The organism is Atlantibacter sp. RC6, assembly GCF_014193285.1.
GTDB lineage: Bacteria > Pseudomonadota > Gammaproteobacteria > Enterobacterales > Enterobacteriaceae > Atlantibacter.
Genome location: NZ_JACHZE010000001.1, coordinates 360,534 through 386,215, shown reverse-complemented (window position 1 = coordinate 386,215; position 25,682 = coordinate 360,534). Strand labels below are relative to the sequence as shown.

General features: G+C 50.4%; 52 protein-coding genes. 28 read left to right on the top strand and 24 right to left on the bottom strand.

The window, feature by feature from the left end; all coding sequences use genetic code 11:
- The first annotated feature begins 50 nt into the window (after positions 1-50).
- Positions 51-1,172 carry a ribonuclease D gene (gene rnd, locus FHW74_RS01985; protein WP_255459840.1) on the top strand — a complete coding sequence of 374 codons (1,122 nt, stop codon included), beginning with the start codon at positions 51-53 and terminating at the stop codon, positions 1,170-1,172.
- A gap of 104 nt (positions 1,173-1,276) precedes the next feature.
- Here rnd and minE read toward each other — a convergent pair whose 3' ends face one another.
- From minE to FHW74_RS01870, 23 genes are all read right to left on the bottom strand, one after another.
- Positions 1,277-1,543 carry a cell division topological specificity factor MinE gene (gene minE / locus FHW74_RS01980; protein WP_125291965.1) on the bottom strand — a complete coding sequence of 89 codons (267 nt, stop codon included), beginning with the start codon at positions 1,541-1,543 and terminating at the stop codon, positions 1,277-1,279.
- A 3-nt stretch (positions 1,544-1,546) separates the two neighbouring features.
- Positions 1,547-2,359, bottom strand: a complete 813-nt coding sequence (minD, locus tag FHW74_RS01975) for a septum site-determining protein MinD (RefSeq protein ID WP_183168908.1) — start codon at positions 2,357-2,359, stop codon at positions 1,547-1,549.
- Positions 2,360-2,383: 24 nt separating this feature from the next.
- Entirely contained in the window at positions 2,384-3,076 is a 693-nt protein-coding gene (gene minC, locus FHW74_RS01970; protein ID WP_183169427.1) for a septum site-determining protein MinC, read from the bottom strand.
- A 177-nt stretch (positions 3,077-3,253) separates the two neighbouring features.
- Entirely contained in the window at positions 3,254-4,303 is a 1,050-nt protein-coding gene (locus FHW74_RS01965; RefSeq protein WP_183168907.1) for a site-specific integrase, read from the bottom strand.
- Positions 4,304-4,551: 248 nt separating this feature from the next.
- The gene (locus FHW74_RS01960) at positions 4,552-4,839 is read right to left on the bottom strand and encodes a hypothetical protein (RefSeq protein ID WP_183168906.1); all 288 of its coding nucleotides are present in this window, start codon (positions 4,837-4,839) and stop codon (positions 4,552-4,554) included.
- A 61-nt stretch (positions 4,840-4,900) separates the two neighbouring features.
- Entirely contained in the window at positions 4,901-5,095 is a 195-nt protein-coding gene (locus FHW74_RS01955; protein ID WP_183168905.1) for a hypothetical protein, read from the bottom strand.
- Positions 5,095-5,775 (bottom strand): hypothetical protein, encoded by a 681-nt coding sequence (locus tag FHW74_RS01950; RefSeq protein ID WP_183168904.1) that lies wholly within the window; start codon positions 5,773-5,775, stop codon positions 5,095-5,097. Before FHW74_RS01950 ends, FHW74_RS01955 begins: the two co-directional genes overlap by 1 nt.
- Positions 5,772-6,092: a hypothetical protein gene (locus FHW74_RS01945; RefSeq protein ID WP_183168903.1), complete on the bottom strand. Its 321-nt coding sequence runs from the start codon at positions 6,090-6,092 to the stop codon at positions 5,772-5,774. Before FHW74_RS01945 ends, FHW74_RS01950 begins: the two co-directional genes overlap by 4 nt.
- A 199-nt stretch (positions 6,093-6,291) precedes the next feature.
- Positions 6,292-6,840 carry an ead/Ea22-like family protein gene (locus FHW74_RS01940; RefSeq protein WP_370527946.1) on the bottom strand — a complete coding sequence of 183 codons (549 nt, stop codon included), beginning with the start codon at positions 6,838-6,840 and terminating at the stop codon, positions 6,292-6,294.
- The gene (locus FHW74_RS01935) at positions 6,837-7,400 is read right to left on the bottom strand and encodes a hypothetical protein (RefSeq protein ID WP_183168902.1); all 564 of its coding nucleotides are present in this window, start codon (positions 7,398-7,400) and stop codon (positions 6,837-6,839) included. Before FHW74_RS01935 ends, FHW74_RS01940 begins: the two co-directional genes overlap by 4 nt.
- On the bottom strand, positions 7,397-7,870 hold the full coding sequence (locus tag FHW74_RS01930; RefSeq protein ID WP_183168901.1) for a hypothetical protein: 474 nt from the start codon (positions 7,868-7,870) through the stop codon (positions 7,397-7,399). The genes FHW74_RS01935 and FHW74_RS01930 overlap by 4 nt, the downstream gene beginning before the upstream one ends.
- Positions 7,867-8,028, bottom strand: a complete 162-nt coding sequence (locus FHW74_RS01925) for a DUF2737 family protein (RefSeq protein WP_183168900.1) — start codon at positions 8,026-8,028, stop codon at positions 7,867-7,869. Before FHW74_RS01925 ends, FHW74_RS01930 begins: the two co-directional genes overlap by 4 nt.
- Complete coding sequence (locus tag FHW74_RS01920) at positions 8,025-8,249, bottom strand: hypothetical protein (RefSeq protein WP_142984821.1); 225 nt, start codon at positions 8,247-8,249, stop codon at positions 8,025-8,027. The genes FHW74_RS01925 and FHW74_RS01920 overlap by 4 nt, the downstream gene beginning before the upstream one ends.
- A gap of 95 nt (positions 8,250-8,344) precedes the next feature.
- Complete coding sequence (locus FHW74_RS01915) at positions 8,345-8,803, bottom strand: single-stranded DNA-binding protein (protein WP_183168899.1); 459 nt, start codon at positions 8,801-8,803, stop codon at positions 8,345-8,347.
- Entirely contained in the window at positions 8,804-9,418 is a 615-nt protein-coding gene (locus tag FHW74_RS01910; RefSeq protein ID WP_183168898.1) for an ERF family protein, read from the bottom strand.
- Positions 9,415-9,558, bottom strand: a complete 144-nt coding sequence (locus FHW74_RS01905) for a hypothetical protein (RefSeq protein WP_183168897.1) — start codon at positions 9,556-9,558, stop codon at positions 9,415-9,417. Before FHW74_RS01905 ends, FHW74_RS01910 begins: the two co-directional genes overlap by 4 nt.
- A complete protein-coding gene (locus FHW74_RS01900) occupies positions 9,548-9,736 on the bottom strand; it encodes a DUF5444 family protein (protein WP_002462810.1) in 189 nt (62 codons plus the stop codon). Before FHW74_RS01900 ends, FHW74_RS01905 begins: the two co-directional genes overlap by 11 nt.
- Entirely contained in the window at positions 9,717-9,881 is a 165-nt protein-coding gene (locus tag FHW74_RS01895) for a protease FtsH-inhibitory lysogeny factor CIII (RefSeq protein WP_183168896.1), read from the bottom strand. Before FHW74_RS01895 ends, FHW74_RS01900 begins: the two co-directional genes overlap by 20 nt.
- Positions 9,882-9,973: 92 nt before the next feature.
- Entirely contained in the window at positions 9,974-10,315 is a 342-nt protein-coding gene (locus tag FHW74_RS01890; protein ID WP_183168895.1) for a hypothetical protein, read from the bottom strand.
- Between the two features lie 108 nt (positions 10,316-10,423).
- Positions 10,424-10,648, bottom strand: a complete 225-nt coding sequence (locus tag FHW74_RS01885) for a DUF551 domain-containing protein (RefSeq protein ID WP_183168894.1) — start codon at positions 10,646-10,648, stop codon at positions 10,424-10,426.
- A gap of 52 nt (positions 10,649-10,700) precedes the next feature.
- Positions 10,701-11,003, bottom strand: coding sequence for a hypothetical protein (locus FHW74_RS01880; protein ID WP_183168893.1), 303 nt, complete (start codon positions 11,001-11,003; stop codon positions 10,701-10,703).
- Positions 11,004-11,165: 162 nt separating this feature from the next.
- A complete protein-coding gene (locus FHW74_RS01875) occupies positions 11,166-11,450 on the bottom strand; it encodes a transcriptional regulator (protein ID WP_183168892.1) in 285 nt (94 codons plus the stop codon).
- A 410-nt stretch (positions 11,451-11,860) separates the two neighbouring features.
- Positions 11,861-12,550, bottom strand: coding sequence for a helix-turn-helix transcriptional regulator (locus FHW74_RS01870; protein WP_183169425.1), 690 nt, complete (start codon positions 12,548-12,550; stop codon positions 11,861-11,863).
- A 99-nt stretch (positions 12,551-12,649) separates the two neighbouring features.
- Between FHW74_RS01870 and FHW74_RS01865 the strand changes: the two genes are divergently transcribed.
- The 23 genes from FHW74_RS01865 to FHW74_RS01755 all read left to right on the top strand — a co-directional run bounded on the left by FHW74_RS01865 (position 12,650) and on the right by FHW74_RS01755 (position 22,581).
- On the top strand, positions 12,650-12,874 hold the full coding sequence (locus tag FHW74_RS01865) for a helix-turn-helix transcriptional regulator (RefSeq protein ID WP_183168891.1): 225 nt from the start codon (positions 12,650-12,652) through the stop codon (positions 12,872-12,874).
- A 100-nt stretch (positions 12,875-12,974) separates the two neighbouring features.
- A complete protein-coding gene (locus FHW74_RS01860; protein WP_183168890.1) occupies positions 12,975-13,253 on the top strand; it encodes a lambda phage CII family protein in 279 nt (92 codons plus the stop codon).
- Between the two features lie 36 nt (positions 13,254-13,289).
- Positions 13,290-13,436, top strand: a complete 147-nt coding sequence (locus FHW74_RS01855) for a DUF2740 family protein (protein ID WP_183168889.1) — start codon at positions 13,290-13,292, stop codon at positions 13,434-13,436.
- Positions 13,429-14,343, top strand: a complete 915-nt coding sequence (locus FHW74_RS01850; protein WP_183168888.1) for a DNA replication protein — start codon at positions 13,429-13,431, stop codon at positions 14,341-14,343. Before FHW74_RS01855 ends, FHW74_RS01850 begins: the two co-directional genes overlap by 8 nt.
- Positions 14,333-15,739 carry a DnaB-like helicase C-terminal domain-containing protein gene (locus FHW74_RS01845; protein WP_183168887.1) on the top strand — a complete coding sequence of 469 codons (1,407 nt, stop codon included), beginning with the start codon at positions 14,333-14,335 and terminating at the stop codon, positions 15,737-15,739. The genes FHW74_RS01850 and FHW74_RS01845 overlap by 11 nt, the downstream gene beginning before the upstream one ends.
- Positions 15,739-15,993 carry a hypothetical protein gene (locus FHW74_RS01840; protein WP_183168886.1) on the top strand — a complete coding sequence of 85 codons (255 nt, stop codon included), beginning with the start codon at positions 15,739-15,741 and terminating at the stop codon, positions 15,991-15,993. Before FHW74_RS01845 ends, FHW74_RS01840 begins: the two co-directional genes overlap by 1 nt.
- 43 nt (positions 15,994-16,036) lie before the next feature.
- Positions 16,037-16,240, top strand: coding sequence for a hypothetical protein (locus FHW74_RS01835; protein WP_183168885.1), 204 nt, complete (start codon positions 16,037-16,039; stop codon positions 16,238-16,240).
- Entirely contained in the window at positions 16,237-16,599 is a 363-nt protein-coding gene (locus FHW74_RS01830; protein ID WP_183168884.1) for a phage protein NinX family protein, read from the top strand. Before FHW74_RS01835 ends, FHW74_RS01830 begins: the two co-directional genes overlap by 4 nt.
- The gene (locus FHW74_RS01825; protein ID WP_183168883.1) at positions 16,596-16,751 is read left to right on the top strand and encodes a hypothetical protein; all 156 of its coding nucleotides are present in this window, start codon (positions 16,596-16,598) and stop codon (positions 16,749-16,751) included. Before FHW74_RS01830 ends, FHW74_RS01825 begins: the two co-directional genes overlap by 4 nt.
- A gap of 30 nt (positions 16,752-16,781) precedes the next feature.
- Positions 16,782-17,051 carry a hypothetical protein gene (locus tag FHW74_RS01820; protein ID WP_183168882.1) on the top strand — a complete coding sequence of 90 codons (270 nt, stop codon included), beginning with the start codon at positions 16,782-16,784 and terminating at the stop codon, positions 17,049-17,051.
- 168 nt (positions 17,052-17,219) lie between these two features.
- Positions 17,220-17,669: a recombination protein NinB gene (locus tag FHW74_RS01815; RefSeq protein WP_183168881.1), complete on the top strand. Its 450-nt coding sequence runs from the start codon at positions 17,220-17,222 to the stop codon at positions 17,667-17,669.
- Complete coding sequence (locus FHW74_RS01810; RefSeq protein ID WP_183168880.1) at positions 17,666-18,226, top strand: phage N-6-adenine-methyltransferase; 561 nt, start codon at positions 17,666-17,668, stop codon at positions 18,224-18,226. Before FHW74_RS01815 ends, FHW74_RS01810 begins: the two co-directional genes overlap by 4 nt.
- Positions 18,142-18,399, top strand: coding sequence for a NinE family protein (locus tag FHW74_RS01805; protein WP_370527945.1), 258 nt, complete (start codon positions 18,142-18,144; stop codon positions 18,397-18,399). Before FHW74_RS01810 ends, FHW74_RS01805 begins: the two co-directional genes overlap by 85 nt.
- Entirely contained in the window at positions 18,392-18,625 is a 234-nt protein-coding gene (locus tag FHW74_RS01800; protein ID WP_183168878.1) for a DUF3310 domain-containing protein, read from the top strand. The genes FHW74_RS01805 and FHW74_RS01800 overlap by 8 nt, the downstream gene beginning before the upstream one ends.
- Positions 18,612-18,791, top strand: coding sequence for a protein NinF (locus tag FHW74_RS01795; RefSeq protein ID WP_183168877.1), 180 nt, complete (start codon positions 18,612-18,614; stop codon positions 18,789-18,791). Before FHW74_RS01800 ends, FHW74_RS01795 begins: the two co-directional genes overlap by 14 nt.
- Positions 18,792-18,976: 185 nt before the next feature.
- Complete coding sequence (locus FHW74_RS01790; protein ID WP_183168876.1) at positions 18,977-19,450, top strand: hypothetical protein; 474 nt, start codon at positions 18,977-18,979, stop codon at positions 19,448-19,450.
- The gene (locus FHW74_RS01785; protein ID WP_183168875.1) at positions 19,447-19,689 is read left to right on the top strand and encodes a hypothetical protein; all 243 of its coding nucleotides are present in this window, start codon (positions 19,447-19,449) and stop codon (positions 19,687-19,689) included. Before FHW74_RS01790 ends, FHW74_RS01785 begins: the two co-directional genes overlap by 4 nt.
- Positions 19,686-20,360: a metallophosphoesterase gene (locus tag FHW74_RS01780; RefSeq protein ID WP_183168874.1), complete on the top strand. Its 675-nt coding sequence runs from the start codon at positions 19,686-19,688 to the stop codon at positions 20,358-20,360. The genes FHW74_RS01785 and FHW74_RS01780 overlap by 4 nt, the downstream gene beginning before the upstream one ends.
- Positions 20,348-20,530: a hypothetical protein gene (locus tag FHW74_RS01775; protein WP_183168873.1), complete on the top strand. Its 183-nt coding sequence runs from the start codon at positions 20,348-20,350 to the stop codon at positions 20,528-20,530. The genes FHW74_RS01780 and FHW74_RS01775 overlap by 13 nt, the downstream gene beginning before the upstream one ends.
- Positions 20,527-21,045 (top strand): antiterminator Q family protein, encoded by a 519-nt coding sequence (locus FHW74_RS01770; protein WP_183168872.1) that lies wholly within the window; start codon positions 20,527-20,529, stop codon positions 21,043-21,045. Before FHW74_RS01775 ends, FHW74_RS01770 begins: the two co-directional genes overlap by 4 nt.
- 267 nt (positions 21,046-21,312) lie before the next feature.
- Positions 21,313-21,633 (top strand): phage holin family protein, encoded by a 321-nt coding sequence (locus FHW74_RS01765; RefSeq protein WP_183168871.1) that lies wholly within the window; start codon positions 21,313-21,315, stop codon positions 21,631-21,633.
- On the top strand, positions 21,617-22,093 hold the full coding sequence (locus FHW74_RS01760; RefSeq protein ID WP_183168870.1) for a glycoside hydrolase family 104 protein: 477 nt from the start codon (positions 21,617-21,619) through the stop codon (positions 22,091-22,093). The genes FHW74_RS01765 and FHW74_RS01760 overlap by 17 nt, the downstream gene beginning before the upstream one ends.
- A complete protein-coding gene (locus FHW74_RS01755) occupies positions 22,090-22,581 on the top strand; it encodes a lysis protein (RefSeq protein WP_183168869.1) in 492 nt (163 codons plus the stop codon). The genes FHW74_RS01760 and FHW74_RS01755 overlap by 4 nt, the downstream gene beginning before the upstream one ends.
- Here the strand turns inward: FHW74_RS01755 and FHW74_RS01750 are convergent, their stop codons facing one another.
- Positions 22,582-22,878, bottom strand: a complete 297-nt coding sequence (locus FHW74_RS01750; RefSeq protein WP_076730577.1) for a hypothetical protein — start codon at positions 22,876-22,878, stop codon at positions 22,582-22,584.
- Positions 22,879-23,087: 209 nt separating this feature from the next.
- On the opposite strand from FHW74_RS01750, the gene FHW74_RS01745 reads away from it, so the two are divergent.
- From FHW74_RS01745 to FHW74_RS01730, 4 genes are read left to right on the top strand one after another with little or no spacing between them, the layout of a single operon-like run.
- A complete protein-coding gene (locus tag FHW74_RS01745) occupies positions 23,088-23,294 on the top strand; it encodes a hypothetical protein (protein ID WP_180240230.1) in 207 nt (68 codons plus the stop codon).
- 3 nt (positions 23,295-23,297) lie between these two features.
- A complete protein-coding gene (locus FHW74_RS01740; protein WP_183168868.1) occupies positions 23,298-23,936 on the top strand; it encodes a putative metallopeptidase in 639 nt (212 codons plus the stop codon).
- Positions 23,937-23,967: 31 nt separating this feature from the next.
- Positions 23,968-24,423 carry a DUF2280 domain-containing protein gene (locus FHW74_RS01735; RefSeq protein ID WP_183168866.1) on the top strand — a complete coding sequence of 152 codons (456 nt, stop codon included), beginning with the start codon at positions 23,968-23,970 and terminating at the stop codon, positions 24,421-24,423.
- Complete coding sequence (locus tag FHW74_RS01730) at positions 24,420-25,667, top strand: PBSX family phage terminase large subunit (protein ID WP_183168865.1); 1,248 nt, start codon at positions 24,420-24,422, stop codon at positions 25,665-25,667. The genes FHW74_RS01735 and FHW74_RS01730 overlap by 4 nt, the downstream gene beginning before the upstream one ends.
- Positions 25,668-25,682 lie beyond the last annotated feature (15 nt).

The following is a 25,682-nucleotide window of genomic DNA, read 5'->3' as shown; positions in this document are numbered from 1 at the left end:
AACGCCGGTTAACCGGCGTTTTTTTTGGCGCAAACCAAAGAGAAAGTAATTTGAATTATCAGATGATCACCACCAACGACGCGCTGGCCGCCTGCTGTGAAGCGGCGCGTCGTCACCCGGCGCTGGCGCTGGACACCGAATTCGTCCGCACCCGCACCTATTATCCTCAACTGGGGCTTATCCAGCTCTACGACGGCGAGCAGGTTTCGCTGATCGACCCGCTGACCATCACCGAGTGGGCACCCTTTAAAGCGCTGCTGCAGGACGTTAACGTGACCAAATTCCTGCATGCCGGTAGCGAAGATCTGGAAGTGTTCCAGAACGCGTTCGGCATGATGCCGGAGCCGTTTATCGACACCCAAATTCTGGCGTCCTTCTCCGGTCACGCGCTGTCATGCGGGTTTGCGGCGCTGGTGGAGAGTTTTACCGGCATTGCGCTGGATAAAAGCGAATCGCGCACCGACTGGCTGGCGCGTCCCCTGACGGAGCGTCAGTGCGACTACGCGGCGGCGGACGTCTGGTATCTGCTGCCTATCGCCATCCAACTGGTGGAAAAAACCCGGGAGTCCGGCTGGCTGGAAGCGGCGCTGGACGAGTGTCGCCTGATGATGACGCGCCGTAGCGAACAGGCTAACCCTGATGAAGTCTGGCGCGATATCGGCAACGCCTGGCAACTGCGTACTCGCCAGCTGGCATGTTTAAAACTGCTGGCGGCATGGCGGCTGAAAAAGGCGCGCGAACGCGATCTGGCGCTGAACTTTGTGGTGCGCGAAGAGCATCTCTGGCAGGTGGCGCGCTATATGCCGGGCTCGCTGGGCGAGTTAGACAGCCTGGGGCTGTCGGGCAGTGAAATTCGTTTTCACGGCAAAACCTTGCTGGCCTTAGTGGCGCAGGCGCAGGCGTTGCCGGAGTCCGAACTCCCGGAGCCGATTGCCAATCTGGTTGATATGCCCGGTTATCGTAAAGTGTTTAAAGAGATCAAGGCGCTGGTTCAGGCCACCAGCGAAGCGAAGGGCGTGAGCGCGGAATTACTGGCTTCGCGCCGCCAGATTAATCAGTTACTCAACTGGCACTGGCAGCTTAAACCGAACACGACGCTGCCAGAATTAATTAGCGGCTGGCGCGGCGAATTATTCGGGCCAGCGTTAAGAGAACTATTAAGCCGCTATTAACAAAAAACCCTGTGTATATTCACAGGGTTTTTTTATATCGTTGCCAACGAATCAAAATAACAGCCGTCTCTATTTTCGAAGGAAATAAGAGGGCTCTTAAAAGGTTATTTTGTTTCTTCCGCTTCCGGCAGCGTTACGTTAAGTTCCAGCACCGAAATGTCATCACCTTTTTGATCAAGCTGTACGGTGACCATTTCCGGATCGATCTGCACATATTTGCAAATCACTTCAAGAATATCGCGCTTGAGCTGCGGCAAATAATGCGGTTCTGAATCACTGCGGCGTCGCTCCGCAACAATGATTTGCAAACGTTCTTTCGCGATACTGGCAGTATTCTTTTTACGCGAAAGAAAAAAGTCGAGTAATGCCATAAATCATCCTCCGAACAGGCGTTTGAGGAAACCTTTCTTCTCTTCTTCAATGAAGCGGAAAGGACGTTCTTCTCCAAGCAGACGCTCAATGGTGTCGGCATACGCTTTACCGGCGTCGGAGTCCTGATCGAGGATCACCGGCTCGCCCTGGTTAGATGCACGCAACACTGACTGATCTTCCGGGATCACGCCTACCAGCGGGATGCGCAGGATTTCTAACACATCTTCCATGCTTAGCATGTCGCCGCGGCTGACGCGGCCTGGGTTATAACGAGTGAGCAGCAGATGCTCTTTAATCGGCGCTTCGCCGTTTTCGGCGCGGCGGGATTTAGAGGCCAGAATACCCAGAATGCGGTCAGAGTCACGCACCGAGGAGACTTCCGGGTTAGTGGTGATCACCGCTTCATCGGCAAAATAGAGCGCCATCAGCGCGCCGCTTTCGATACCCGCCGGGGAGTCGCAGACGATAAACTCAAAGTCCATGCTTTTCAGTTCATCAATCACTTTACCCACGCCCTCGCGGGTCAGCGCGTCTTTATCGCGGGTTTGCGAAGCGGGAAGAATGTAGAGGCTCTCAGTGCGCTTATCTTTGATCAGCGCCTGGTTCAGCGTGGCATCGCCCTGGATGACGTTAACAAAATCATATACGACACGACGTTCACATCCCATGATCAGGTCAAGATTACGCAGGCCGATATCGAAATCGATAACAACGGTTTTTCTTCCCTTCTGGGCCAAACCCGTAGCGATGGCCGCGCTGGAGGTGGTCTTCCCAACGCCCCCTTTACCCGAAGTAACAACAATAATGCGTGCCATAAAGGAATTCCTTGTTAAAAGGGCTTAATTTAATGGTTGAATGGTCAAGTCGTTTTCTGCGAGTTGCAGTCGTGCCGCCTTGCCAGAATAAGTGGCTGGGATCTGATCGCTCAGCCAGTAAACCCCCGCAATGGAGACCAGCTCCGCCGCAAGGTTAGTACAAAAAATTTGTGCATTCCGATCGCCGCTGGCACCCGCCAGCGCCCGTCCGCGCATCATGCCGTAGACATGGATATTGCCATCGGCGATAAGCTCCGCGCCAGCGCTCACGTGGTTAGTGACTATCAAATCACAATTTGGCGCATAAACACGCTGCCCGGAACGTACCGGCAGATCGATTAAGCGTGTTTTTGTGCCAGGTGTCGCAACAGGTTCGGGAGCGGGGGGAGAAACGGGACGAGCGGGTTTGTCTTTGCCTTCGGTCAGCAACGCAATGCCGGCACGGCTGATTTCAGCTTTCAGCGCGTCATCCTTGCAGCCGCTGATGCCGACCAGATGAAGGCCGCTGCCCAGCACGACATCGTGTAATGCCTGCCAGTTAACATGGCCTTCCAGATTTGAAATATTGACCACGACGGGCGCGTTTTTCAAAAAGGCCGGTGCCTGAGCGATTTTATCTTCCAGCGCTTTGCGAATCACCTCAGGGTGCGCATCATGCAAATGAACCACTGATAACGTGAAACTACTGCCTTTAAGCTCGATGGGCGTGTTTGACATCCTGGCCTTACTCAATTCAGTTATAATCCCCACAACGGTGGGATGATATTCCGAAACCCTCACGGCATGTTATAGTCCCGGCTATATTCAGGCAAGTCACCATCCGGCTAAATCAGAGTAAAAATCTATTTTACGAAATTAACAGCGCTTGATGTGATAAATAAATATACATTCCAATCATGAAGTTGCCGCACTTTTTAAATTCCTTCTCAGCTCAATCTCATTTTCATGTGCCAGAAACGTGACAGAGCCTACGAATTTGTTTAAATGTTCAGCACTCAGATGTGCGTATTTTTTCACCATCTCAAGCGTTTCCCATCCCCCCATCTCCTTCAGCATCATCAGGGGTGTTCCGTTCTGGATATGCCAGCTTGCCCAGGTATGTCGCAAATCATGAAATCTGAAATCCGTGATTTGAGAAATCTCAAGAGCCCTGGAAAATTCAGCCCTGTCGATATCGGTTAGTCTCTGACCATCTACCGTGAAAACGAATTCGCATGACATATCGCATTCTCGTAAAATGCATATCGCCTCATCGTTAAGAGGAAGAGGGCGGGCGCGTCCTGATTTCGCATTTTCTGCCGTGACAATGGCGTTCTTGTTTTCCATGTCCACGTTTTCCCATGTCAGAGAAAGAATCTCTCCTCGCCTTGCTCCGGTAAGTAAGGCGAAGGAGACAATTCTTCTCATCACATCAGACTGCATCGCATCAATCAGGTTTCTTGCCTGCCACTTTCTTATCCATCGAACGCGTACCTTTGGCTCCCTCAACTCAGGGACATAGGGCCGATGCGTTATCCATCCATGTTTTAAGGCCAGAGAAAACGCCCTGACGATAAACGCCCGGTAGCGATTAATCGTACCGTTCTCAAGACGCTTTCTGGATTTATGCTGAGAATGCGTCGGCATTTTCCGGGCAATTTCATCACCCTTAATCCCGGTGATATTCCTTCCCCTGAACACTGACAACCAGTACTTGGCATACCCTTTCTTGGTGTCGTACAGCGCCTGTCCTTCTGCATCCTTAAGCGCCAACACGACGATTTCTTCAAACAGATGTTCCCGCTGTTTCTCTAAGCGGGTCATCTCCCACAACTCATGTTTTATCTTGTCGTGGTACTCCTGAGCCTTTGCTTTCTCTTCGGTGCCAGCAGAGCGTCTAATTCTCGATCCGTCTGGAGCTGAGATATCAACCCAGTAGTTTTTCCCTCTCTTGTAGATCGGCATTTCTTTGACTCCTCACCGACCACAGCCAGCCGGAAGACATTGTTAGGTGTTCTGGAGAATTTTTCCACGCTTTCTTCATTGGCCCGCCATGACCCTCCGACCTTGAACATGTGGTAGCGAGCCGGATTGCGGTAGATAGTGCTGGGCGATACATTTATTCTCTCTGCGAACTCAGCCACTTTCAGAAAGGGTTTTTCGCTTCCCATTGGTTATCTCCAGGCAATAAAAAAGCCGCTGGTCTGCGGCTTTTAAAGAATCGGAACGTGCTTTTTTAATCGGATACTTCTCGCGGCCATCCACCACACATAGTGCCTCCATACCAAACCAAAAGCCGGCGCGCATTTTTCGCCATTGAACTCGTCTATTTCGCAGAAAAAAGGCCCGTTTGCTAACCACAAGCGATAACCGTTTCTTTCTGCGGTATAAATTTCTCCACCTATCACGTTTACTATGCCATCCCATTCACCGCTTTGAATTTGGCGAACTACAGCCTTGGCGTTCTTAAATTTCAATATGAAGCCAGATATAAAGAACATCATTTCCTCCAGGCAAAAAGAAACCCGCCGAAGCGGGCTGTATTCGTTGCTGATTCAGGCATCACTCACCGCCCGGTTTCATCTTGCGAATCTCAAAAGGATGAACAGGGACGGCTTTCATTTCGCCATCATCCAGCGCGGTAAGCTGTGCAGAAACCAGTTTGGCTTCCCACTCGTTCAGAACGCGAAGATAACCCTGACCGGTTGCTGCGTCGGTGAATACCAGCGCCGCGTTAGTCAACTCTACGGTGTGCATTATTCAGCCTCCTGCTGCGGTGCGGCAGTACGCATAGCTTCGTCTATAGCCTGCCGGACTGACATAACCGGATAATTGCTGTCATTAAGCATCATGGCGTTGCGCTGGAAATTCGCGTCAAATTTCCACCCGTATGCAGTACCGTAATATTCGTTAAGCCTTTTGTTCTGCGCGTCCAGCCAATCAAGTCGGCGCGTATCATCGCGCAACGTGTAAGGATGACTTACAGGTTCCTGCTGCTCTGCCTGTACTGCTGGCGCTGCGGTGGCGGCGAGACATGCGCGAAAAGCAGACATAACCGCCAGTACGCCGCGATTCCATGCATGCTCGTCAATAGCGTCTGACTTCCGGCATATATCAATCGCTGCATCGAATATCGCGGATTCATCCGGCACGCTCGCAACCTGCGGGGCTGCGTAGAGCGGGATTTGTGATAGCTCGTATTCGGCGATATCTTTATCGCTGTAGCTTTTAATCGAATGAGGCGATAGGCTGCCACTAAACCCATTTTGCCGGTCATCTCTGTCCTGAATTAGATACGCCACAGGCTCAGCGGCGGCGCGGTACTGCTTTATCTCTGCGGCCATCGCTATTTCGTGCGAAGTCGGTTCAACGCCCTCGATACATCCAGCGAGGATTTCGTCGATAGTTGCGTCTGATACGCGTTCGTTGATTGTCATTGCGCACGCTCCGCTTTATTCCGCAGCCAAATACACACAGCGCCGTCTTCAGTGTCGTGAATGGAACCAACAAACCAGCCATCCCCTGCTGGCGATTCAGGCTCCCATTCTGAAATGTCGTAACCATCAACATTGGGGTCAATGTCGCTCTCATCGCGGTACTCGACTGTCCATTCCAGACCGTTTTCGCTCATCCATGCGTTAAATTCCTCGGTCGGAACATACTCGCGACCATCGCAAAACGCATCGTAAACCGGGTGCGTCCAGTAGCCGTACTGGTCACGTTCTACTGGTAATTCTGTAATTTGATTGTTCATCGTTAGCCCTCCACCGTTAAATTGATGCCAGCAGACACGCACTCATCTACGTAATGGTAGATATTTTCTGCATCAGTAATTCTGTCTGCAAAGTCGTGCGCTTCGCGGTTACTAGTTGTTGTGTAAACAACAACGCGGTCATGCTCTCGAACTACAACCCAGGCACCTTTGTCGTATGATCTCCTTTCCTGAATCATGTTTATTCCTCACCGTTCAGGCGCTTAAATTCGTCAATGGCTGCGTTAAATCCAACCGTTTCATAAAACTGCTTAGTGTGCATGTCGGGCGAACATTTATACTCAGGCAGCTTCACAGTGACCGTCCGCGCTTCCAGTTCAGTGATGCGCGACTTAATCTCGTCAATAGCTACCAAAATAGATTCGTTATCGCCTGCGCAGCCCAACGCTTCGGCGTACTCTCGTTGAACCTGGTCGGCACTTTTACAGACGAAATTCAGCTCAGCGATGCGCTTATCTTTCCGCTCCAGTTCATCAAGCAGCGCCAGCGCTACGGCATGGTGAAACGCGGCGATAAACTCAGCATTAGCCTGTTGTTCGCTCTGGAAATCCTCGTCATAGCCACCATCAGGATGAGCACCTTCAATGACACAAATTGGAATGAATCCTTCCACTTCGCGGTCGATGGTTGCGCTATCTGAATCGCAGGGAAACGATAACTCCCATCGCCCGCATGTAGCCCGTTCCGCCACTTCGCGCAGTTGCGCCCGTTGTTCTGCTGTCATGGTCATGCTGCACCACCTTTGCTTTCTGCCAGCACCAGGCGCCCATCACAAAGCGCCGCGATGATTTCCTGATACTCCCACCCGTAGCACATGCTTTCGACGTAAACGCGAAGTGGTGGATAGTCATGTTGTTTACGGCGAATAAACGCCTCTGCTGCCTCTCTGGTCAGGTGGGCATTAACGTGCCGCCACTCCTTTTTGATTCCGCATACAGTGTGATCATCAAGATCAGCCAACACTTGCCACTGCTCATCTTCTTCGCAATCAAGGAAGTCATGCTCACATAAACTTTGTGCCTGGCTGTTGAGTTCGCTTCGTTCATCCTCGTCGGCGTCCTCCCAATACGCTTGCGGTGAATCCCATTCACAGCCATCGAAATGGACGATTTTCGATTCACAGTATTCATCGTCTAGGCCGTATATTTTCGATTGCTGCTGAACCATAAAAATCGGGTCTGCGGTGTGATGCCAATTAACCCCATCACCGAGATGGTGATATTTCAACCGCGAAATGAAATCATCGAACGTTTGAGGGGTCAGTTTTGCCCCATTCGCCAAAGTGCTCATACCTTGCTCCCGCGAAGCTGTGCTGCGGCATTGGCAGCAATTTGGATGCACTCGTCTACGATGTCCCGTGATGATTCGGGGAATTCTTCATAGCAAGCCCGTAAATTGGTTTCGACCCGAGTCGCGCCCACCGCCCGCTGTTCGTTCACCCATGCGTCCGTGTTGGGGGTTTCATCTGCTACGGTATCGCAACGCATATGCAGATAGCCTTCATTGGTTGGCCTGATTGCGTTTCGTATCCCTGCTATGAAGTACCGCTGACATTCCCCAATCACACTCTTCAGCGCCGCATTCTCAGCGCATACATCGTTTAACTTCGCCGTCAGCGCTTCACTACGCGCACTCTGCACGTCCAGCGCCGATGCAAGCTTGGTCACCATCTTCGCAATCGTGATGATCGGCGTGTCGTCACTCATAGCCGCCGCAAATTCATGCCCGGCGCGTACCAGGTGTTTGTTGTTATCTGTCATTTCCGCGCTCCTTTAATCATCAGGCTGATGTACTTGTTCTCGTTTACGCTGGGAAAACTGTGGCGTTTGAGTAACTCCGATTTGTCTGGCATAGGCTTTACTCTGTGGCGGGCTACTAATTCGTTAGGGGATATATCAGGGTTGTATTGACCAATCATGATGAGTAACCTTCTTTAAGCCGGTAAACGACGCCTCCAAGCGCCCCGTCTCCCCATGGCTCCTTATCCAGTTGGTCCATGATGGTCTTGAGTGTTACCGGGTGGATGATGTGATACTGGTATTCCAGTAGCGTTGACCAGCCTGCGTAATAGGGGTCTATTTCGTTCAGAGACATTTCGTAAATACCGGAGCCGGATGCCACGTCCGTAAGGTCACCCATCCATCTCCATGACTCTGTAATATGGTTGCGGCTATCCCGCCGTAGGCAGGCTAATACCTGCTGAGGTGTGAGCATTTTTGACTCCGGTTATTTATTTAGACTGCGTGTATAGCGTGGCGAGGGAAGGGGAGTCCGACAGGTGCAAATGGGATGTCATCATCGAAATCCATAGGCGGCTCGCTGGATTGAGCCGGTCGCTGTTGTTGCCGTGTTTGCTGGCGAGGCGCATCATTGCCGGGAGTGCCGCGCGGCGGTAAATCGATATCCCGCACCAGAATGGTCGGCGTCTGCGCCTGTGTACCGTCCTGACGAGTCCATTCCTCAACGAGAAACTCACCTGACACAGTAACCTTCGCACCTTTCACAATTGCAGCGGACAGCTTCTCGGCCATCGCGCCAAACATTTTGCAGTTCAGCCAGGAGGTTTTTTCGTTGTCTCCAAACCCGGTCTTAGCTGGCAGGGAGAAAGAGGCAATATGCTTTCCATTTGGCGTGACGCGGAGCACCGCGTCTTTACCAACATTGCCGGATATAGTGATTGTATTAATTGCCATTTATGCCGCCTGTTTTAGTTCTGTGCCACGTGTTTTGAATACATCAACGCACTTCTGCTGATGTTCGGGGAACTTAGCCAGGGCATTCCACGCAGGCTTGTAAATGCCTTTCAGTTCTTCAATGGTTCCGCAGTCTGCGGCCAGCGCGGAAAAGTCGGCCAGGATGTCGTCAGGAGAACGCGCAGCCACTTCGTGTGTTTCTGCATCCGGATCGACTGCTGTCTGTTCTGTCGGAATGCAGAATGCCTGAAATGCAGCGTATTTGTAGGCGATAGACATCGCTTTATTTGTGGCCTTATCGCCGCTATCCATGGCCTCGCCGTAAGTGATAACGGTGTGCTTACTTCCATCTTCGGTGGCTACAAAATCGAACTCAGCTTTAACGACAACGTAAAACAACACGCCGCCTTTTTGTGTTGTACGCTCAGTTACCGTGCGCTCTGTAATTCGTGGCAGAATAACCAGTCCGTGTTTAGCGAGCATTGGAGCCAGTGCGTTATATACCTGGTCGATTCCACGGAAGTTAAATCCTTGCTGGCGGTTTTCCCTGTCCTTACTAATTCCCTGCTCAGCCATATCCCTGGCTACTGCGCTTATTGCCTTGTAAACAATCATGTGAAGTCTCCTGCAAACTCTGCCCATGTAATCGGCGGATTATTTCGTTCCGCTGCCAGATTGATTTGCTGCTCTACTTCTTCCTCAATTTCGGTAGAAATAAGCGCAATAAATTCTTCATCGTTAAAGTCATGCAGCATGGGTTTTATTCCAGTCGTCATTCTGAATATCGTGCCAGCCCATCGCTATTTCCCATGCCCACGAATAGGCAGACTTCAGGCCTTCCTGAGTGTCGGGGAATGACGCTTCGTAGAGCTTGTTAAAGTCACGATTACCTTGCTGAACCAGTACGGTTCCGTTAACGGGTAAAATGGTCATGGGCAGGCACTCCGGGCTGAGATAATGTGTCCTTCAGCCGCAGCATTGCGGCGCGGATAAGCTGGCGAACTTTGCGGTGTAATTCAGATTCAGGCGGGTAATAAGCGGACATGACGCCGCTACCCGCGAGCTGTAAGTGCATCATGGGGTAGGTTCCTTTGGTTGTGTGATTGCATGTGGCTAATGGCTGATTAACCATTACTCAGATGCAGATATGAAAAAGCCGCACTCAGGCGGCTATCGGTAATGGGAGAAAACCCAAACTTTAACGTCTGGCTTCTCGATGCAGAACTGCGCTGAAATGAGGTTAGCAATGAGCTCCTTTTCAAGATTTGATATGTCAGGCGATACTGGCTCGTTGAAGTGTTCATAATTCTGCGTTTTAGCCAGTACACGACCAATGAATGTGTAATTACCATTCATTCCATCATCAATTACGCACAAGCCGTTGTGGTGATGAATGCCTTTAAAAGCGCTATCAAGATAAGGTTCAAGCTTTTCGAATGCTGCGTCATCATCGCATTCGCTAAACGGCAACTTTACGCCGCAAAGTACATAGGTATTAACCTGCACACTCATTATTTCCTCCAGGCAAAAAGAAGCCGCCCTGACTGCGAGCGGCAAATAAACATCAAGGGATGATTGAGGGTATCCACATAGCTAACTCAGGGAATTAGCTATCGGGAATTACTCGGTTGGCGGTTCAGGTAATGGCATCCAGTGTGTAATATCAAACACCTCCCAAGGCTGACCGTCATTATTAGGGTCATCCCAATACTTAAAGGCTTCATATGTTTCTTCATGAGACGGAAAATCCCATCTAATTTCTCCAATTCTGATGACGCCGTTATTCATTATCAGTACAGGTATTTCAGCGTCAGGCATCCGCTCACTACATTTAATCCACTCCATATCCCTCACCTCTGTTAACGTTGCTAATAAAAAAGGCCGCTAATTTGCGACCTTATTCGGCGATAATCTTTCCGTGCTTCAGGATGCTGTCTATCATCCAGTCGTAACCGCAAAATCCCTTGCTGCCTTTGATGGCCTGATTCTTGGCTTTCGCTCCCTCGACAATCCTGACGCTGACATTTGCACCCCAGCCATCACCAAAGTTGTAATAGTGGTTAGCTCCGTCTTTCACGTTTGGATTGCCCTTCGCAGGAAGCTGTCTGTGCTTCACATACTTATCCATCGCACCAGACCATCCGCCATTCCATGAGCCACGGTTAGGCATCGACAGTTCGAAAATTGCATATTGGGTCATTCCATTACCTCGCTGTAATTGGCTATTAAAAAGGCCGCCTATTTAGCAGCCTTGTTCAATTTCTTCATCACACGCCTGTGGTTGCGTGAACTTTTATTCCTCAGCCCACTCCATACATGCATGAGCAAATCCCGCTGCTTACCGTTGTCGTTCATGGTCACCTCAAATAAGTGGCTTGCTGGATAACTTCATCTTCTGCACCGCATGTATTTTGTTACCGAACGGGTTAGCGTCACGGTAATAGGTGCGGTTCTGTTTAATCGTTACTTCCTGCTCTGGCTTTTCCCGTACTGCAATAAGCGAAGTGGCTTTCAGTACACGGTTAGAACAGTCTTCTGACAGACGTGAAAATGCACGGTCTATCTTCTTGGCTAACTGTTGGTTGTCGCGCTTTTCCTGTTGATGACGGATAGCGCGGAGTAATTTCTTGTGCTCACGATTGGTCATGATTGCCTCCTGAAATGGCTTTGGTGGTTTGGCGATTACCGAGCACTCAGATGCTTCTATCAGCTATCGGTTGGGCATCACGATCGCACTGCGATTCGATGTGCTTATTCACTGGAGCTTTTGCTCACCAAACCCCAAACCCATCTCGTTTGGTATTGTTGGGCCGAAACAGCCCCTGTATTGTTAAAGAGCATTCACCGTCCTGGTGAGTAGTGCGTCCTGCTGATGGGGTAAAGATATGCGTTATGCGCAAATGCGTCAAGCGCATATTTATAAATGTGGGTAGATTTTTGACACAAATTACATATGCGTTTGAATGTAATGGAAATATATTTTTTGAGGCTTTAATAAGCGGCTTTGCAATGAGCACAAAAAAGCCCGCATAAGCGGGCAGGTAGGGTGGGGGGGAGTTAACCGTGGCGTCTGTATTGCTGTGACTGACTCAGCATCACACGTCCAGCAACGTGAAGCATAGGTGCTTCTTCACTAGATATTGACCACTCACGATATTTTGGGTTGTCAGAGATGACATATAAGTCAGATTTTACTTTCTGAAGACGCTTAACATACATGTCGCCATTAAAGTCGAACACGTAAATCCCATCCCCATCAAAATAGCTGACACTGACATCCACGAAAATCAGATCGCCTGGCTCAATGGTTCCTTGCATGCTATCGCCGCGAACGTTGATAAGCTTCACTGAAGACTCCGGTCGGTTACCAAAAATGAGCTTTGCCTGATCTGCTACATATTCAATTGAACGGATAACTTCAACTATATCTTTCGACGGAGAGCCATCGCCTGCGCTGGCGGAAACATCAAGTACGTCAACCCTATACACATCCTCCCTCCCTTCTTTTGTGAGTGAATTAATACTGTATATTCCCACAGTATCACTAACAATATTAGAAGAGAATAGTTCAGAAACAGGAACCTCAAGAGCGGTCGCAATTTTTTTTATAAGCGCGTCACTATAGCCCTGAAGTCCTCTTTCAAGGCGCGAGAGATTACCGACATCGCTATCCGCTAGCGTCGCCAGTTGATTGAGTGTGATTTTCTTCGCCTTACGGATTTGGCGGATTTTTTCCCCTACGTTCATTTCACTATTAGAAAACATTTTATGCGTTCCTCGCAAAGCGCCTTGCGCAAAATTTGCGGATGTCATATTATGCGTATAACGCATTAAGGAGGCGGTAATATGCAAACACCACTAAGAAAAATGCGTGTAGAGAAAGGTTTCACAATCTCTGATGTAGCAGCTGCCACTCAAATTGATGTTGGCAACCTGAGCCGGATCGAGCGTGGCATTCAAATCACATCTCTCGAAACGGCGGAGAAGCTCGCAAAGTTCTTCAAGCAGGAAATCTCAGAGATGCAGATTCTCTATCCGCAACGTTACATGAAAGCTGATAACGCAGCTTAAGCAACACGCTCTTTAATAACCTGCGGGCTGATTCGGCCCACTCTCACAATCGCATCAACCGATGCGACCAATTAACTATTCACTATGGAAATACTACGAAATGGAACACGCAAACAAACGCAATGAGGCGCTCCGCATTGAGAGCGCATTACTCAACAAAATCGCATTACTCGGCACTGAGAAAACAGCCGCAGCTGTCGGTGTCGATAAAGCGCAGATTAGCCGGTGGAAACGAGACTGGATACCCAAGTTCTCGATGCTTCTCGCCGTTCTGGAGTGGGGTGTTGTCGATGAAGAAATGGCACATCTCGCCCGTCAGGTTGCATCAATCCTGACAAAAGAAAAAGCCCCTAAGAACGGTGAATTCTTAGAGGCCTGATCACACTGTGTTTCGCCAACATCAGTTGAGGTAATTATGTCAAAACCATTCAGTCCTGACCAGGACAAATTACACAAAAACATTATTCGTGATCGCTACCTGTCCGGTTTCAAGCAGCCTGGTCGATTCCGGGCTGAGTGGGAAAGGGTTAAGCAATTATTCAGAGGTAAAGGTCATGAGTAACGTTCTCCGAATATCCGATTTCAGAGGGTCTCATAAGCCCATGGAGAAGCCTCAATCATCAGGGCAGGGGTTGGTATTCCTGCACCGTAAAATACGTGAATTACCGTTCTACAGGACGGATAGCGAAGCTGTACATCTCTGGGTTCATCTCATCATGGGAGTCAACCATGAGTCCGCTAACGTAACTACGGAGTTTGGTGAATATCCTGTTGGACGTGGGCAGACTATTACAGGCCGGAACACGCTGGCGCGTGAGACAGGGATTGAACCGGACAGGATTAAATACCTGCTCAACAAATTTGAGAAAATGGGCATGATCACCACGCTGGCGAACAAAAAATTCACCCTGCTGACAGTCACGAAATATGACGAATATCAGCATTTTTTTGTGCCAACAGAATTCCAACAGAGTGCCATCGCAAACCCGCATCAGGAAAGGGCTGTAGAGGAGGTTGTGCCAACAGAGTGCCAACAGAGTGCCACAAAGAATTTATTAACTAATAACTCATTAGGTAAACCTAATGAGTGTGCAACTCGCGACGGAAATCCAGAGGCTGAAAAGCAGAAACCAGCCCGGGCAAAAATATCCTGTGAAGAAGTCTGGCAATGCCTGAAAGACGAACTGCCAGAGGCAAGGGGATGGAGGGCTCTCACTGACGACCGGAAAAACATGATCCGCAACTTCTGGGGAAAGGCGAACAAGATTGCCCGCGAACTGGACGGAAAGCCTCTGGACATGGAGGGGTTTCGTGGATACCTGAAATACATCAGCGAAAACTGCCGCTGGATGCTGGAAGACCGCCCGGACCAGAAAACTGGTAAGACATGGCGACGCATGAAATTCGACAGTTTCCTGAATGCCAAGCTCTACATCGAAGTCCGGGAAGGAGACAAAGATGACCGATAGTATTTTTACCCCACCGCATAACCTTGAAGCAGAGCAAAGCGTTCTTGGCAGCCTCCTGATTGACGACGACAGCAGCGAGCGGGTCCAGAAAGTTCTTTCCATCCTGAAGCCGGAGTCATTCTACAGCCGCGCCCACCAGGTAATTTTCGAAGAAATGCGGCAGATGTACAGGGAGAACAAGCCTGTGGATGGGCTGACGCTTTACGACGCACTGGAAAGCAAAGGCCTGGCGTCTCAGGTTGGCGGCTTTGCATATCTTTCTGAACTAACCAAGGTGATGCCCAGCGCAGCTAACTCAGTCGCCTATGCCATTTCTGTACGCGAAGCAGCCATGGAGCGCTACGGAATTCAGCGGATGACCGAGGCAACAGAGCTGTTTTATGCCCGCAATGGAATGACGGCCGCACAGAAATATGAAGCCATCCAGGCGATTTTTACGCATATGGCTGAGCATGGAAGAACAGGAATACGCCGCGGTGCCCGACCGTTCATGGAAGTGATGGAGGATTGGGTAACAGAACTGGAAGGGAGATTCGATCCACGGCAACGTGCAAGGGGTTTATCAACAGGGATTGCCTCACTGGATGAAATGCTACAGCCAAAAGGACTGGTGCGTGGCTCGCTACTGGTAATCGGTGCCCGTCCCAAAATGGGTAAAACGACGCTATACAGTCAGCTGGCTATCAACTGTGCCATCAGTGAAGACCTCCCGGCTGTTCTTTTCAGTCTTGAAATGCCTGATAAGCAGATCCTCGAACGTATGGTTGGGCAATTATCTGGCTGTAACACCGATATTTTCTACCGCGGTGCTGATAATCAGTCTGAGTTTTCACACGCAAACGCCAGGGCTATGCAAATGGCAGAAAGTGGAAACCTGTTCATTGACGATACCCCCGGCGCCTCTCTGTCTCACATCTTCTCTGAGTCCCGCAGAATTAAGCGCGAAAAAGGGAAGGTTGGCATGGTGCTGGTTGATTACCTGACGCTTATGACGGCTGAAAAAGCCGACCGTAACGATCTTGCTTACGGGATGATCACGAAAGGTTTAAAGAGCCTCGCCAAGGAACTGGATTGCGTTGTTGTGTTACTCACGCAACTGAACCGTGATCTGGAGAAACGGACAAACAAACGCCCACTGCCAAGTGACTCGCGTGATACCGGACAGATTGAACAGGACTGCGACTACTGGCTTGGGATTTACAGGGAAGGGGCTTATGACGAAAACGCCAACCAAAGTGATACAGAGCTTTTGCTTCGCCTTAATCGCCATGGCAATTCTGGTGTGGTCTATTGCGAACAGCGCAATGGATCAATCTACGACACCGACCAGGTAGCCGCGGAAAACAAGCGACGCGAGCTGGAAGAAAAACCACGAAACCGCAAAGGAGGTTTTTGATGGGCATGTTCGTCATGGACTACAAAGACGCAATACTACGAGAAGATGCAATGGAATGGCTTCTTCGAAATTATTACCGGTTTCCAGACGATATCTCACCCAGCAAAGCGATGAGCGCTAACGTTTCCGATGTGATTTTTGCTGACTGGCGCTGGGTTAGAACTTTGGACGGCGAGATAGTTTTTGCTAACTGCATTCAGCCTGGAATAAGCGCAGAGGATTTCAATGAAAGGCTGAAAGAAGCCACCTGTTAACAGGGCCACTTACACAGTGGCCTTTTTATTTGAGGATAGAGATATGCGGATAACGATTAACGTTCCTGATAATGACGAGCAGGGAATGAAGTTGGCCACCGAGTGGGCCGACATGTACATCGGCAATGATAGGAGTCCCAGCCAGTCGTTTGTTGTAACAAATTCAGGCCGTTCAGCACTCATCGAGAGAAAGAAAAACGGTAACTGGTCGGTAAAGGTGGAGCCTAAGGAAGGGGATAAATCGTGAAAGTAAAAACATCAGAGCTTAGCGGTGTGCAACTTGACGTTGCAGTGGCATTAGCTCTTGAAATGACAGGCGGAGATTTACGCGTTCGAGGTGGATACGGGTGTAGTTACTACAACGGATCAGGACTGAAAACATTTAGTCCATCTACCGACTGGAGCCAGTGCGGCAACCTGATTGAAGCAGAAGGGATTGAGTTCAAATGGGTATCAGACGCAACTCTGGAAGCCCATTCGTATCTGCATGACCCTCACTATTGCTACGGTCTGACGCATCAGGAAGCCGCATGTCGCTTAATAGTCGCCTCAAAGCTTGGCGATGAGGTAGACATTCCCGATGAGCTGATGGAGGTGGGAGAGTGATAATCGACGAAAGCGAAAAATGCTGGGAATTAGAGGTAACCGCTGACAACGAATTTTTCTATCTCAGCGATGAACTAGGTATTGATGAACAGCAAGCGCGTCAGTTAATTCAAGTCCTGCAGCATTGGGTTGATGGCGGTGACGTTATTTAGCAGCCAGTCTGCTGGCATGTGGAGGGGAATATGGAAGAGTCACGGAAACAGTTTGAGGCGTGGTTTCATTCACGCTACGACCAGATATCAATGCCACCGGTAGAGCGCTCAATGCTTTTCACAAATCAGTGGGCGTCATGGCAGGCAAGCCGCGCAGCTATCGAGATTGAATTGCCGAAATACCACGACTACACAAATCAGGATACAACCAGGGCGCAGGCTGAAAAGTCAGCCTACAACTCCGGCGTATACGATAGCGCTAACGCCATCCGCGCCGCTGGAATCAAAGCGAAGGGGTGAGCATGCCAATAGTGAAATGGTTTTTGTGGCGACGATGGTTATTCAGTAAATGGACCAAAAATTTCAAAGAGCAGCCAGTTATGGGGAATCTACTTAAGACAAACTTCGCCTCATGCAGGTCATATCCAATAATTTACCGTGACATGGTGAGAATCATTAGAGGACATCATGACAAAGCAAACATACCTGCTTCGAAGCGAAGCAATCAGAAATAACGCCATAGACACAATTCTCTCATTACCACTCGACGATAAGTCACCTCACGAAATCCACGTTAAAGAGCCCAAGCGCACCAAAGCGCAGAACGACCGTCTCTGGCCGATGCTTCAGGACGTCTCGCGTCAGGTTCTCTGGCATGGACAGCGATTAGCGCCTGAAGACTGGAAAGACATTTTCACCGCGCTATGGCTGAAGACGAAGAAGCTTGAGCAGAGAATCGTACCCGGCATTGACGGCGGCGTTGTGCTGCTCGGCGTTCGTACCAGCAAAATGCGCAAGGCCAGCATGACGGAGTTAATCGAAATCATGTTCTGGTTCGGCGCTGAGCGAAACGTCAGGTGGAGTGATGATTCTCGCCGGGAATACGAATGGGCCCAACGAACAGGAAAAGCAGCATGACCGACAAATCAAATACCCCGCCAGAAGACAAAGACAGATGGCGCACCCCGCCTGAAATATTCCACGCACTGAACGCTGAGTTCTGCTTTGTGCTGGATGCCGCTGCAAGCGCTGATAACAGTCTGTGCAACCACTTCATCACCGAATATCAGGACACGCTCAAAACGCCGTGGAATGAAGTGATGCCGGATATTCCCGGATACGCCTGGCTTAATCCGCCGTACAGCAAACCTATGCCATTCGTGAAAAAGGCTGCGCAGGAAAACGCGGATCACTTCACCGGATGCGTAATGCTACTCCCGGCAGATACGTCCGTCGCATGGTTCAGGGAAGCAATAAGCACAGCCCATGAAGTGCGTTTTATCACTGGCGGCCGGCTGTCATTTCTGAACGCGACTACAGGCAAAGCGGTAAACGGAAATAACAAGGGCTCAATGCTGGTTATCTGGCACCCTTATCTCCGCTCCGGAGAATGCAGACTCACAACAGTCGAAAAAGGAAAGTTGATGGAATTTGGCAGGCGGATCATCAACCGGATAACAAAGGCGGCGGCATGACACGACGACGAAGCGTTACCCAAATCGCGATAGACAATATGATTTTCCGCGTCACCACCCGCACTAAACGCAAGCCAGAACCAAACCCATCCGACATTAAATCATTCCCGTATACCGCTCATCTCACCCAGGTGAAATGGGACCGTATGCGTGCGAGGAAAAGACATGACTGACAATGTAAATCATCCCGATCATTACACACAGGCTGGCATTGAGTGCATAGACGCCATATCTGCCGCCACCATTAACAAGCATGGTATTCAGTCCGTGTGTGTCGCTAACGTGATCAAATATCTTTGGCGCTACGAGAAAAAGAATGGGCTGGAAGATGTGAAAAAAGCCCGCTGGTATCTGGAGCGATTAGTTCTGGAACTGGAGGCCAAAAATGCTTTCTCCTGAATCCATCCGCCAGTACCAGGCCGAAAGTAATTGTCGCGCCGGATACTGCCTGCATTGCGGAACGAAGCTCGCGATGGTTGAAACCTATGTTTGCGACCAGTGCGCCATAAACCTTTATCCGGACCCCAACACCACCATGTTTGATGAGGACGAGGAAGATGGTTAGCAAATTCCATAAACACTTTACCGACGAAGAGAAGGCATACATCAGACGCGTGGCTGGCAAAGTACCGGCTGGCGTAATGGCTGAACAGATAGGTCGTAAGGAAAAGAACGTTTACAACTGGGGTCATCGCAATCGCATCAGTCTGCGAGTACCTAATCATATTATGAATAAGTACTGGAGGAGTCATGGCACTAAAACGGGACAAGTTTGATGACATATTCTCCCGGCTCGTCAGAGAGCGAACGGGATGGCAATGCGACTACTGCGGTAAAATATTTGACTCCACAGACCCATCAGAACGACAACGACTACACTGTTCCCACTTCAAATCCCGAAGACACAAAGCAACCCGATACCACCCCTATAACGCCTTTGCTCACTGCATCGGTTGCCACAGAAAGCTCGAAGAAGACCCGTACGAATTCACCTCTCACGCCCAGCTAACCTACGGCGAAATGACAATCGACCGCGTAGCGCATCTGGCATGCGTTCCTGTGCGTTTAAAGCCGTGGCAGATGGATGAGCTTTACCAGCACATGAAAAGCGAACTGAAGCGCATTGAGGAGCTCAGGCGGCAGGGTGTTATGGGGCGCATCGAGTTCACACTGCCTGACTGGTATCAGGATGGGATAACAATCCGTTTAGGGGAGGCCGCATGACCAGAGAATACGTCAAGAAAATCCATTACCCATGCGAAACAGCAGCAATATTTCAGGATGTGCTTTTCTTTATGCGAGTAAATCACTACTCGGAGCTTCTAAATCAGGCTGACCGGGCTGCTGAGTTTTATCTCGACTTCTTCCCATACGCGACGCTGGAAAATATCCGTGAAGGCATCCGCTACAGCTTTGGCGGTCTGTATCTGACCGATGACCAGTTAATTCGGGAGGCAGCATGAACATTTACGAACGAATAGACGGAAGCAATTACCGAAATATATGGGTGATTGGCGATCTGCATGGCTGCTACTCAAATCTGATGGGCCAACTCGACTCTTTGCAGTTCGATCCGGCGCAAGACCTTATTATTTCAGTGGGCGACCTGGTAGACCGTGGGGCGGAAAATGTTGAATGCCTCGACCTGATTACTCAGCCATGGTTCAGGGCGGTACGTGGAAACCATGAACAGATGATGATTGATGGACTTAGTGAATACGGGAACATAAATCACTGGCTCTGTAATGGGGGCGGATGGTTTTTCAATCTCGACTATGAAAAAGAAGTGCTGGCGAAAGCGCTGGTCCATAAAGCCGCAGAATTGCCGCTGATTATCGAGCTATCCACCAACGGTAAAACAGTCGTGGTTTGTCACGCTGATTATCCGTCTGATGAATACCAGTTCGGAAAACAAATCGATACTGAGATGGTTATCTGGAACAGGGAAAGAATCAGCAATTCTATGGATGGGATTACGCGTGAAATATCCGGCGCCGACCTGTTCATTTTCGGTCACACGCCAGCCCGCAAGCCTTATAAATACGCCAATCAACTCTATATCGATACCGGTGCCGTGTTCTGCGGAAACCTGACAATCGTCCAGGTGCAGGGGGATAAATCATGCCAGATGTAATTAATCTCCAGTCAGCACAGCAGCACCACAAAGACCGGGAGATGCTGAAGACCATCGAAGCAGCTTTGCAGTTTAACGAGGACGCAAGACTAAGACTGGAAGAGGCGAGGCGGGAACTAATCAACAGGCTGGGGATTAACAAAACGAACGGCCCGGAGGATGCAGCGTGAGGACGAGAGAGCTAAACCTAAATAAAGAACAGCATGAGTGGCTCAACGGCTGGCTTGAATTATGGGGGGCATGGGTTTACTCAGGCAGACTTGAAAAGCGCATGAGCAGCGTTATAGCTCAGTTCATGGAGAAGGTTGAGCCGTCCAGGGTAATGACGCGGCCAATGTGCAATGACGATGACGGAATGTTGATTTCTCAGGTCGTAGATTCCGTTATGCGCATCGACACAAAGGCCTTCGGTATTCTGCTCAGTTACTACTCTCACGGCTCATCCAAGAGAGCAATTGCATCGTACTATCATTCGACTGCAAAGCCACGCAAGATGTGCGGAAGAAGCGGGGAAGGGTGGAGGAAGCCATCTTTAGCCACGTGCCGGAACGAAATTGACGAAATCCTCAATGCGTCCCTTTTCGTTTTATACCAACCAATGCAAGTTGCTTTCAAAAGTCGCAAACGTGTTGGTAAAGTCAAGCATATTGCTCCTAAAGTGCTTGACAGCCAATTATCCATTTAGCCATACTTACAGGGTAAGCTGCCGTCAGTGACTCTTAAGTTGCCACGGTGGCTTTTTATTGCCTTATTCGCATCAAAACATGAGCCGAATAACTCCCTCATTCGGCTCATCAAAGCAACTCGAAGCAGAACACCAATTACCCTGGCTAATGCCGGGGTTTTTATTTTCAGGCCCGGACAATCATACCCTCATCTATCTGTCACATCGTGTCCGTGGCCTGAACCTCCTACACCCAGCACCCCGACCATTTGTCCGGAGGTGAGAGATATGCCTATGCCGTGGAAAAACCAACCTGACCTGCTATCTATGCTCGTCGCTCTGCTAATGACGACGCTCGGCGCGATTGCAAGCTACGCCAACCGAATAGTCAAAGGGGAAAGATTCTCCTGGCTGGTTTTGCTGTTGCAGGTCATCGTTTCGATATTTGCTGGCTCGCTGATGATTATGGCCGGCCTGCATTACATGTGGCCGCTGGAGGTTACTGGTGGCATCTGTGGTCTGGCTGGATGGTCTGGCCCGGCGCTGATTAAAGCGCTGGAAGCCCGGTTCCTGAGTAAAGCGGGGGATGCCAATGCAGGTAATCAATAAGCAGCGCAAGGCCTTCCTCGATATGCTGGCCTGGTCTGAAATCGGTGACAAACTGCTGAAGGCATCCGATAACGGCTACAACGTGATTGTTGGCGGATCGCTCTTTACCAGTTATGCCGACCATCCCCGCAAGCTGGTCGACCTGCCGAGACTGAAGATTAAATCCACGGCAGCCGGTCGCTATCAACTACTGGCCCGTTACTGGGATGCATACCGCAAACAGCTTGGGCTGAAAGATTTCTCACCGGCCAGCCAGGATGCCGTGGCGCTTCAGCAGATTAAAGAGCGTCGCGCGCTGGAGTTGATCGACAACGGCAATATCCGGCAGGCCATCGACCGCTGTAGCAACATCTGGGCATCGCTGCCTGGCGCGGGCTACGGTCAGTATGAGCACAAAATCGAAGACCTCCTGAAGAAATTCCGGGAGGCAGGTGGTTTCGTTGTGGAAGCGAAATCATGATTTCACTCGCTGAAGTTACTACGGTGCTGAAAAAGCTTTGGCTTCCGCTTTTGCTCACAGCTGTTCTTGGTGCTCTGGTCTGGGCGGTTAATCACTATCGCGATAATGCCGTCACCTACAAAGAGCAGCGCGATAAGGCCACTGAAAGGTTGAATCTCGCGAACGACACCATCAAAGACATGACAGTGCGCCAGCGTGACAACGCGGCACTCGACGCTAAATACACGAAGGAGCTGGCTGATGCGAATGCTGAAAATGATGCTCTGCGTAAGCGTCTCGATAATGGTGGCCGGGTGCGCGTCAAAGGAAGCTGCCCTGTGTCAGCCACAACCAAAACCTCCGGCACCTCCGGCATGGGCAATGATGCCACCGTCGAACTCTCTGACGTTGCTGGACGAAACGTTCTCGGTATTCGATCCGGAATCATCAGCGACCAAACTTCCCTGAGAACCCTGCAGGAATACATTAAAACGCAGTGCCAGAGGTAACTATTTGAAGTATTTATCGAGCGGGTCGTATTTAGGAGTTGAGCGCCATAATTTCCAGCAAATAGGTATGGAAATAAGAAATCCACACCACGCGCCCGCAGCAACGAGACGCAGGATCTTATTCAGCGTGAAATAATCTTTCAAAACTTCGGGTACTAAAGAGTATTTGTAATGGTTTAACCAGCACTCAAGGATCGCGAGAAGCGCTGTTTTGAAAAATATTATCACTGGCACAAAAACGGAAAATATAGCCATCAAAAAAACAAGCATCAAAGCCATTACTGCATAAGTACGCATACCTATCTCCTCTTAGCGCATAGAGTAACAAATAGCCTAGCTTGCCGAAAGCGTGTCTTTTGCCCCTATTACAAAGCCTGTCATCGGTGGGCTTGATCATGGGCTGTGCCTACTCGGCCAAGAGATTCTAGGTGCTGACGGGTAAGCCGTAAGTGGCTAAGCACTTCTGAGAAGCAGGGCAACAGCTGCGACAAGGAAAAGAGGTAATCATGTCCGACATCTACAACATCAAACTGACGACGAACGACGGCGGAGAGTACAAAGGCCAGATGTCACGCCGTCAGCCTGAGCTGGTTAACGGCTTTGTGCCGCTGGCGACAGAAACGGGCCAATGGCTGTATTTCGCTCCTGCCGATGTGAAACGCGTGGAGTTCACGCCGGTACCGGCAGAGCAGACCGAACAAACAACGGAGTAACCCATGGCTAACGATGACGAGCGCAGGCCATACCCGCCAGTTAACTTCATCGCCTCCGACAACTGGCAGCCATACACCAGGCTGATACCCGCCAATGAAGTGCATGAGTGGGTAAGCCGCCAAATCCTCAGCGATACCGGAAGCATCCATAACCCTGACCACGAACACCTGTTAGAGGCTGACCTCTGCTTCATGTGGGCGTCAGGCTCATTCTCGAAGAAAGGGCGCTACGTTCTCGGCCAGGCCGAGCAGGTAATGCTCCGCGCCGGTGGTTGGCAGAAAGCCAGAATGGAACAGCAGATGTATGAATGGTTCGGGCGAATCCCGAAGTTCATCATCACGCTGGCAGCTGATTACTGCTCACAATGCAGTGACCTCGAGTTCTGCGCGCTGGTAGAGCATGAGCTTTACCACATCGCCCAGGCCACCGATGATTTCGGCGCGCCGAAGTTCAACAAAGAGACCGGGCAGCCAGTGCTTACACTGCGCGGCCACGATGTCGAAGAATTCACAGGTGTCGTACGTCGATACGGTGCCAGCAAAGAAGTACAGGAGCTCGTTGATGCGGCCAATGCGCCAGCAGAAGTGGCTCACATCGATATAGCCAGGTCATGCGGGACATGCATGTTGAAGCTGGCGTAACGCTTTATTCAGATTGTCATGGAGGTAGCCTGTGGCAGCATTATCGACAGAGGTTAAAGCCTTCATCGTTCAATCACTCGCCTGCTACGAGACCCCGGTAAAAGTCATTGAGCTTGTAAAGGCTGAATACGGCATCGATGTCTCGCGGCAGCAGGTGTCGCAATATACGCCCGGCAACGCAATGGCGGCCAAGTTGAGCCAGAAGTGGATTGATCTGTTCAACGCCACCCGTAAACGATTCCAGAATGAGATCGCCGACATCCCGATCGCAAATAAAGCGTACCGGTTGCGCGTTCTCGACAGAATGGCGACCAATGCTGAAAAGATGAAGAACTACGGCATGACCTCTCAACTTATCGAGCAGGCCGCCAAAGAAATGGGCGATGCTTACACTAATCGCCAGAAAGTCGAGCATACAAGCCCTGATGGCAGCATGACTCCGCAGCCGACAATCATCCAGCTACTACCCGTTGAGCCGAAAGTATGAGTAACGCCGTTCAACTACCGATCCCCGCGAAGCTTGCGCCGCTGTTCACTGCTGAGAATAAGCGCTACCGGTGCTCGCATGGTGGGCGTGGCAGTGCCAAGACGCGCACTTTTGCGCTGATGACAGCCGTAAAGGCGTATCAGTCGATGATGAACGGAGAAAGCGGAGTGGTGCTCTGCGCGCGTGAATTCATGAACTCTCTGGAAGAGTCGAGCATGCAGGAGGTGAAACAGGCGATCCTGTCTGTCCCCTGGCTGGCTTCCAACTTTGATATCGGCGAGAAGTACATCCGCACCATCGACAAGAGCGTTAACTACGTATTCTGCGGTCTGCGGCATAACCTCGACAGCATCAAGTCGAAAGCGCGCATCCTGCTATGCTGGGTCGATGAGGCTGAATCAGTCAGCGAAATAGCATGGCAGAAGCTGAGCCCGACCGTTCGTGAGGAAGGTTCAGAGATTTGGGTGACGTGGAACCCGGAGCGCGACGGCAGCGCAACGGATAAACGTTTCCGCAAAGAAGCCGGCGACGACTGCATTACCGTTGAGATGAACTATACGGATAACCCGTGGTTCCCTGACGTGCTTGAAGGTGAGCGACAGAACGATCAGCGCCGCCTCGACCCGGCGACATACGCATGGGTGTGGGAAGGCGCTTACCTCGAAAACTCTGATAAGCAGGTGCTGGCCGGAAAATACCGGATTGCTGAGTTCTCGGACCAACTCTGGAAAGAAGCTGAGCGCCTGTTCTTCGGTGCTGACTTCGGTTTCGCTAAAGACCCGAACACTCTGGTGCGCTCGTTCATCCTGCATAACCGGCTGTATATCGAGTACGAGGCATATGGGCAGCAGACAGAGCTCGACCACATGCCAGAGCTGTACGACACTATCCCCGGATCGCGTGACTGGCCCATCAAGGCTGACTCCGCTCGACCCGAGACGATTAGCTATCTCAAGCGGCAGGGATTCAACATCTCAGCTGCTGAGAAATGGCAGGGGAGCGTTGAGGACGGGATCGCCCATCTTCGCGGCTTCGACGAAATCATTATCCATCCGCGCTGCAAGAACGTAGCGCGTGAGGCCCGCATGTGGTCGTACAAAACGGACCGCATCACCGGTGAGGTGTTACCGAAGCTCGCTGATGGTTATGAGCACTGCTGGGACGGTATTCGCTACAGCCTTGACGGACACATTAAACGTAAGGGCCAGATGGCTGGAATGATGATTCCGAAACGCCTTCGCTAACCAAACGGACAAACC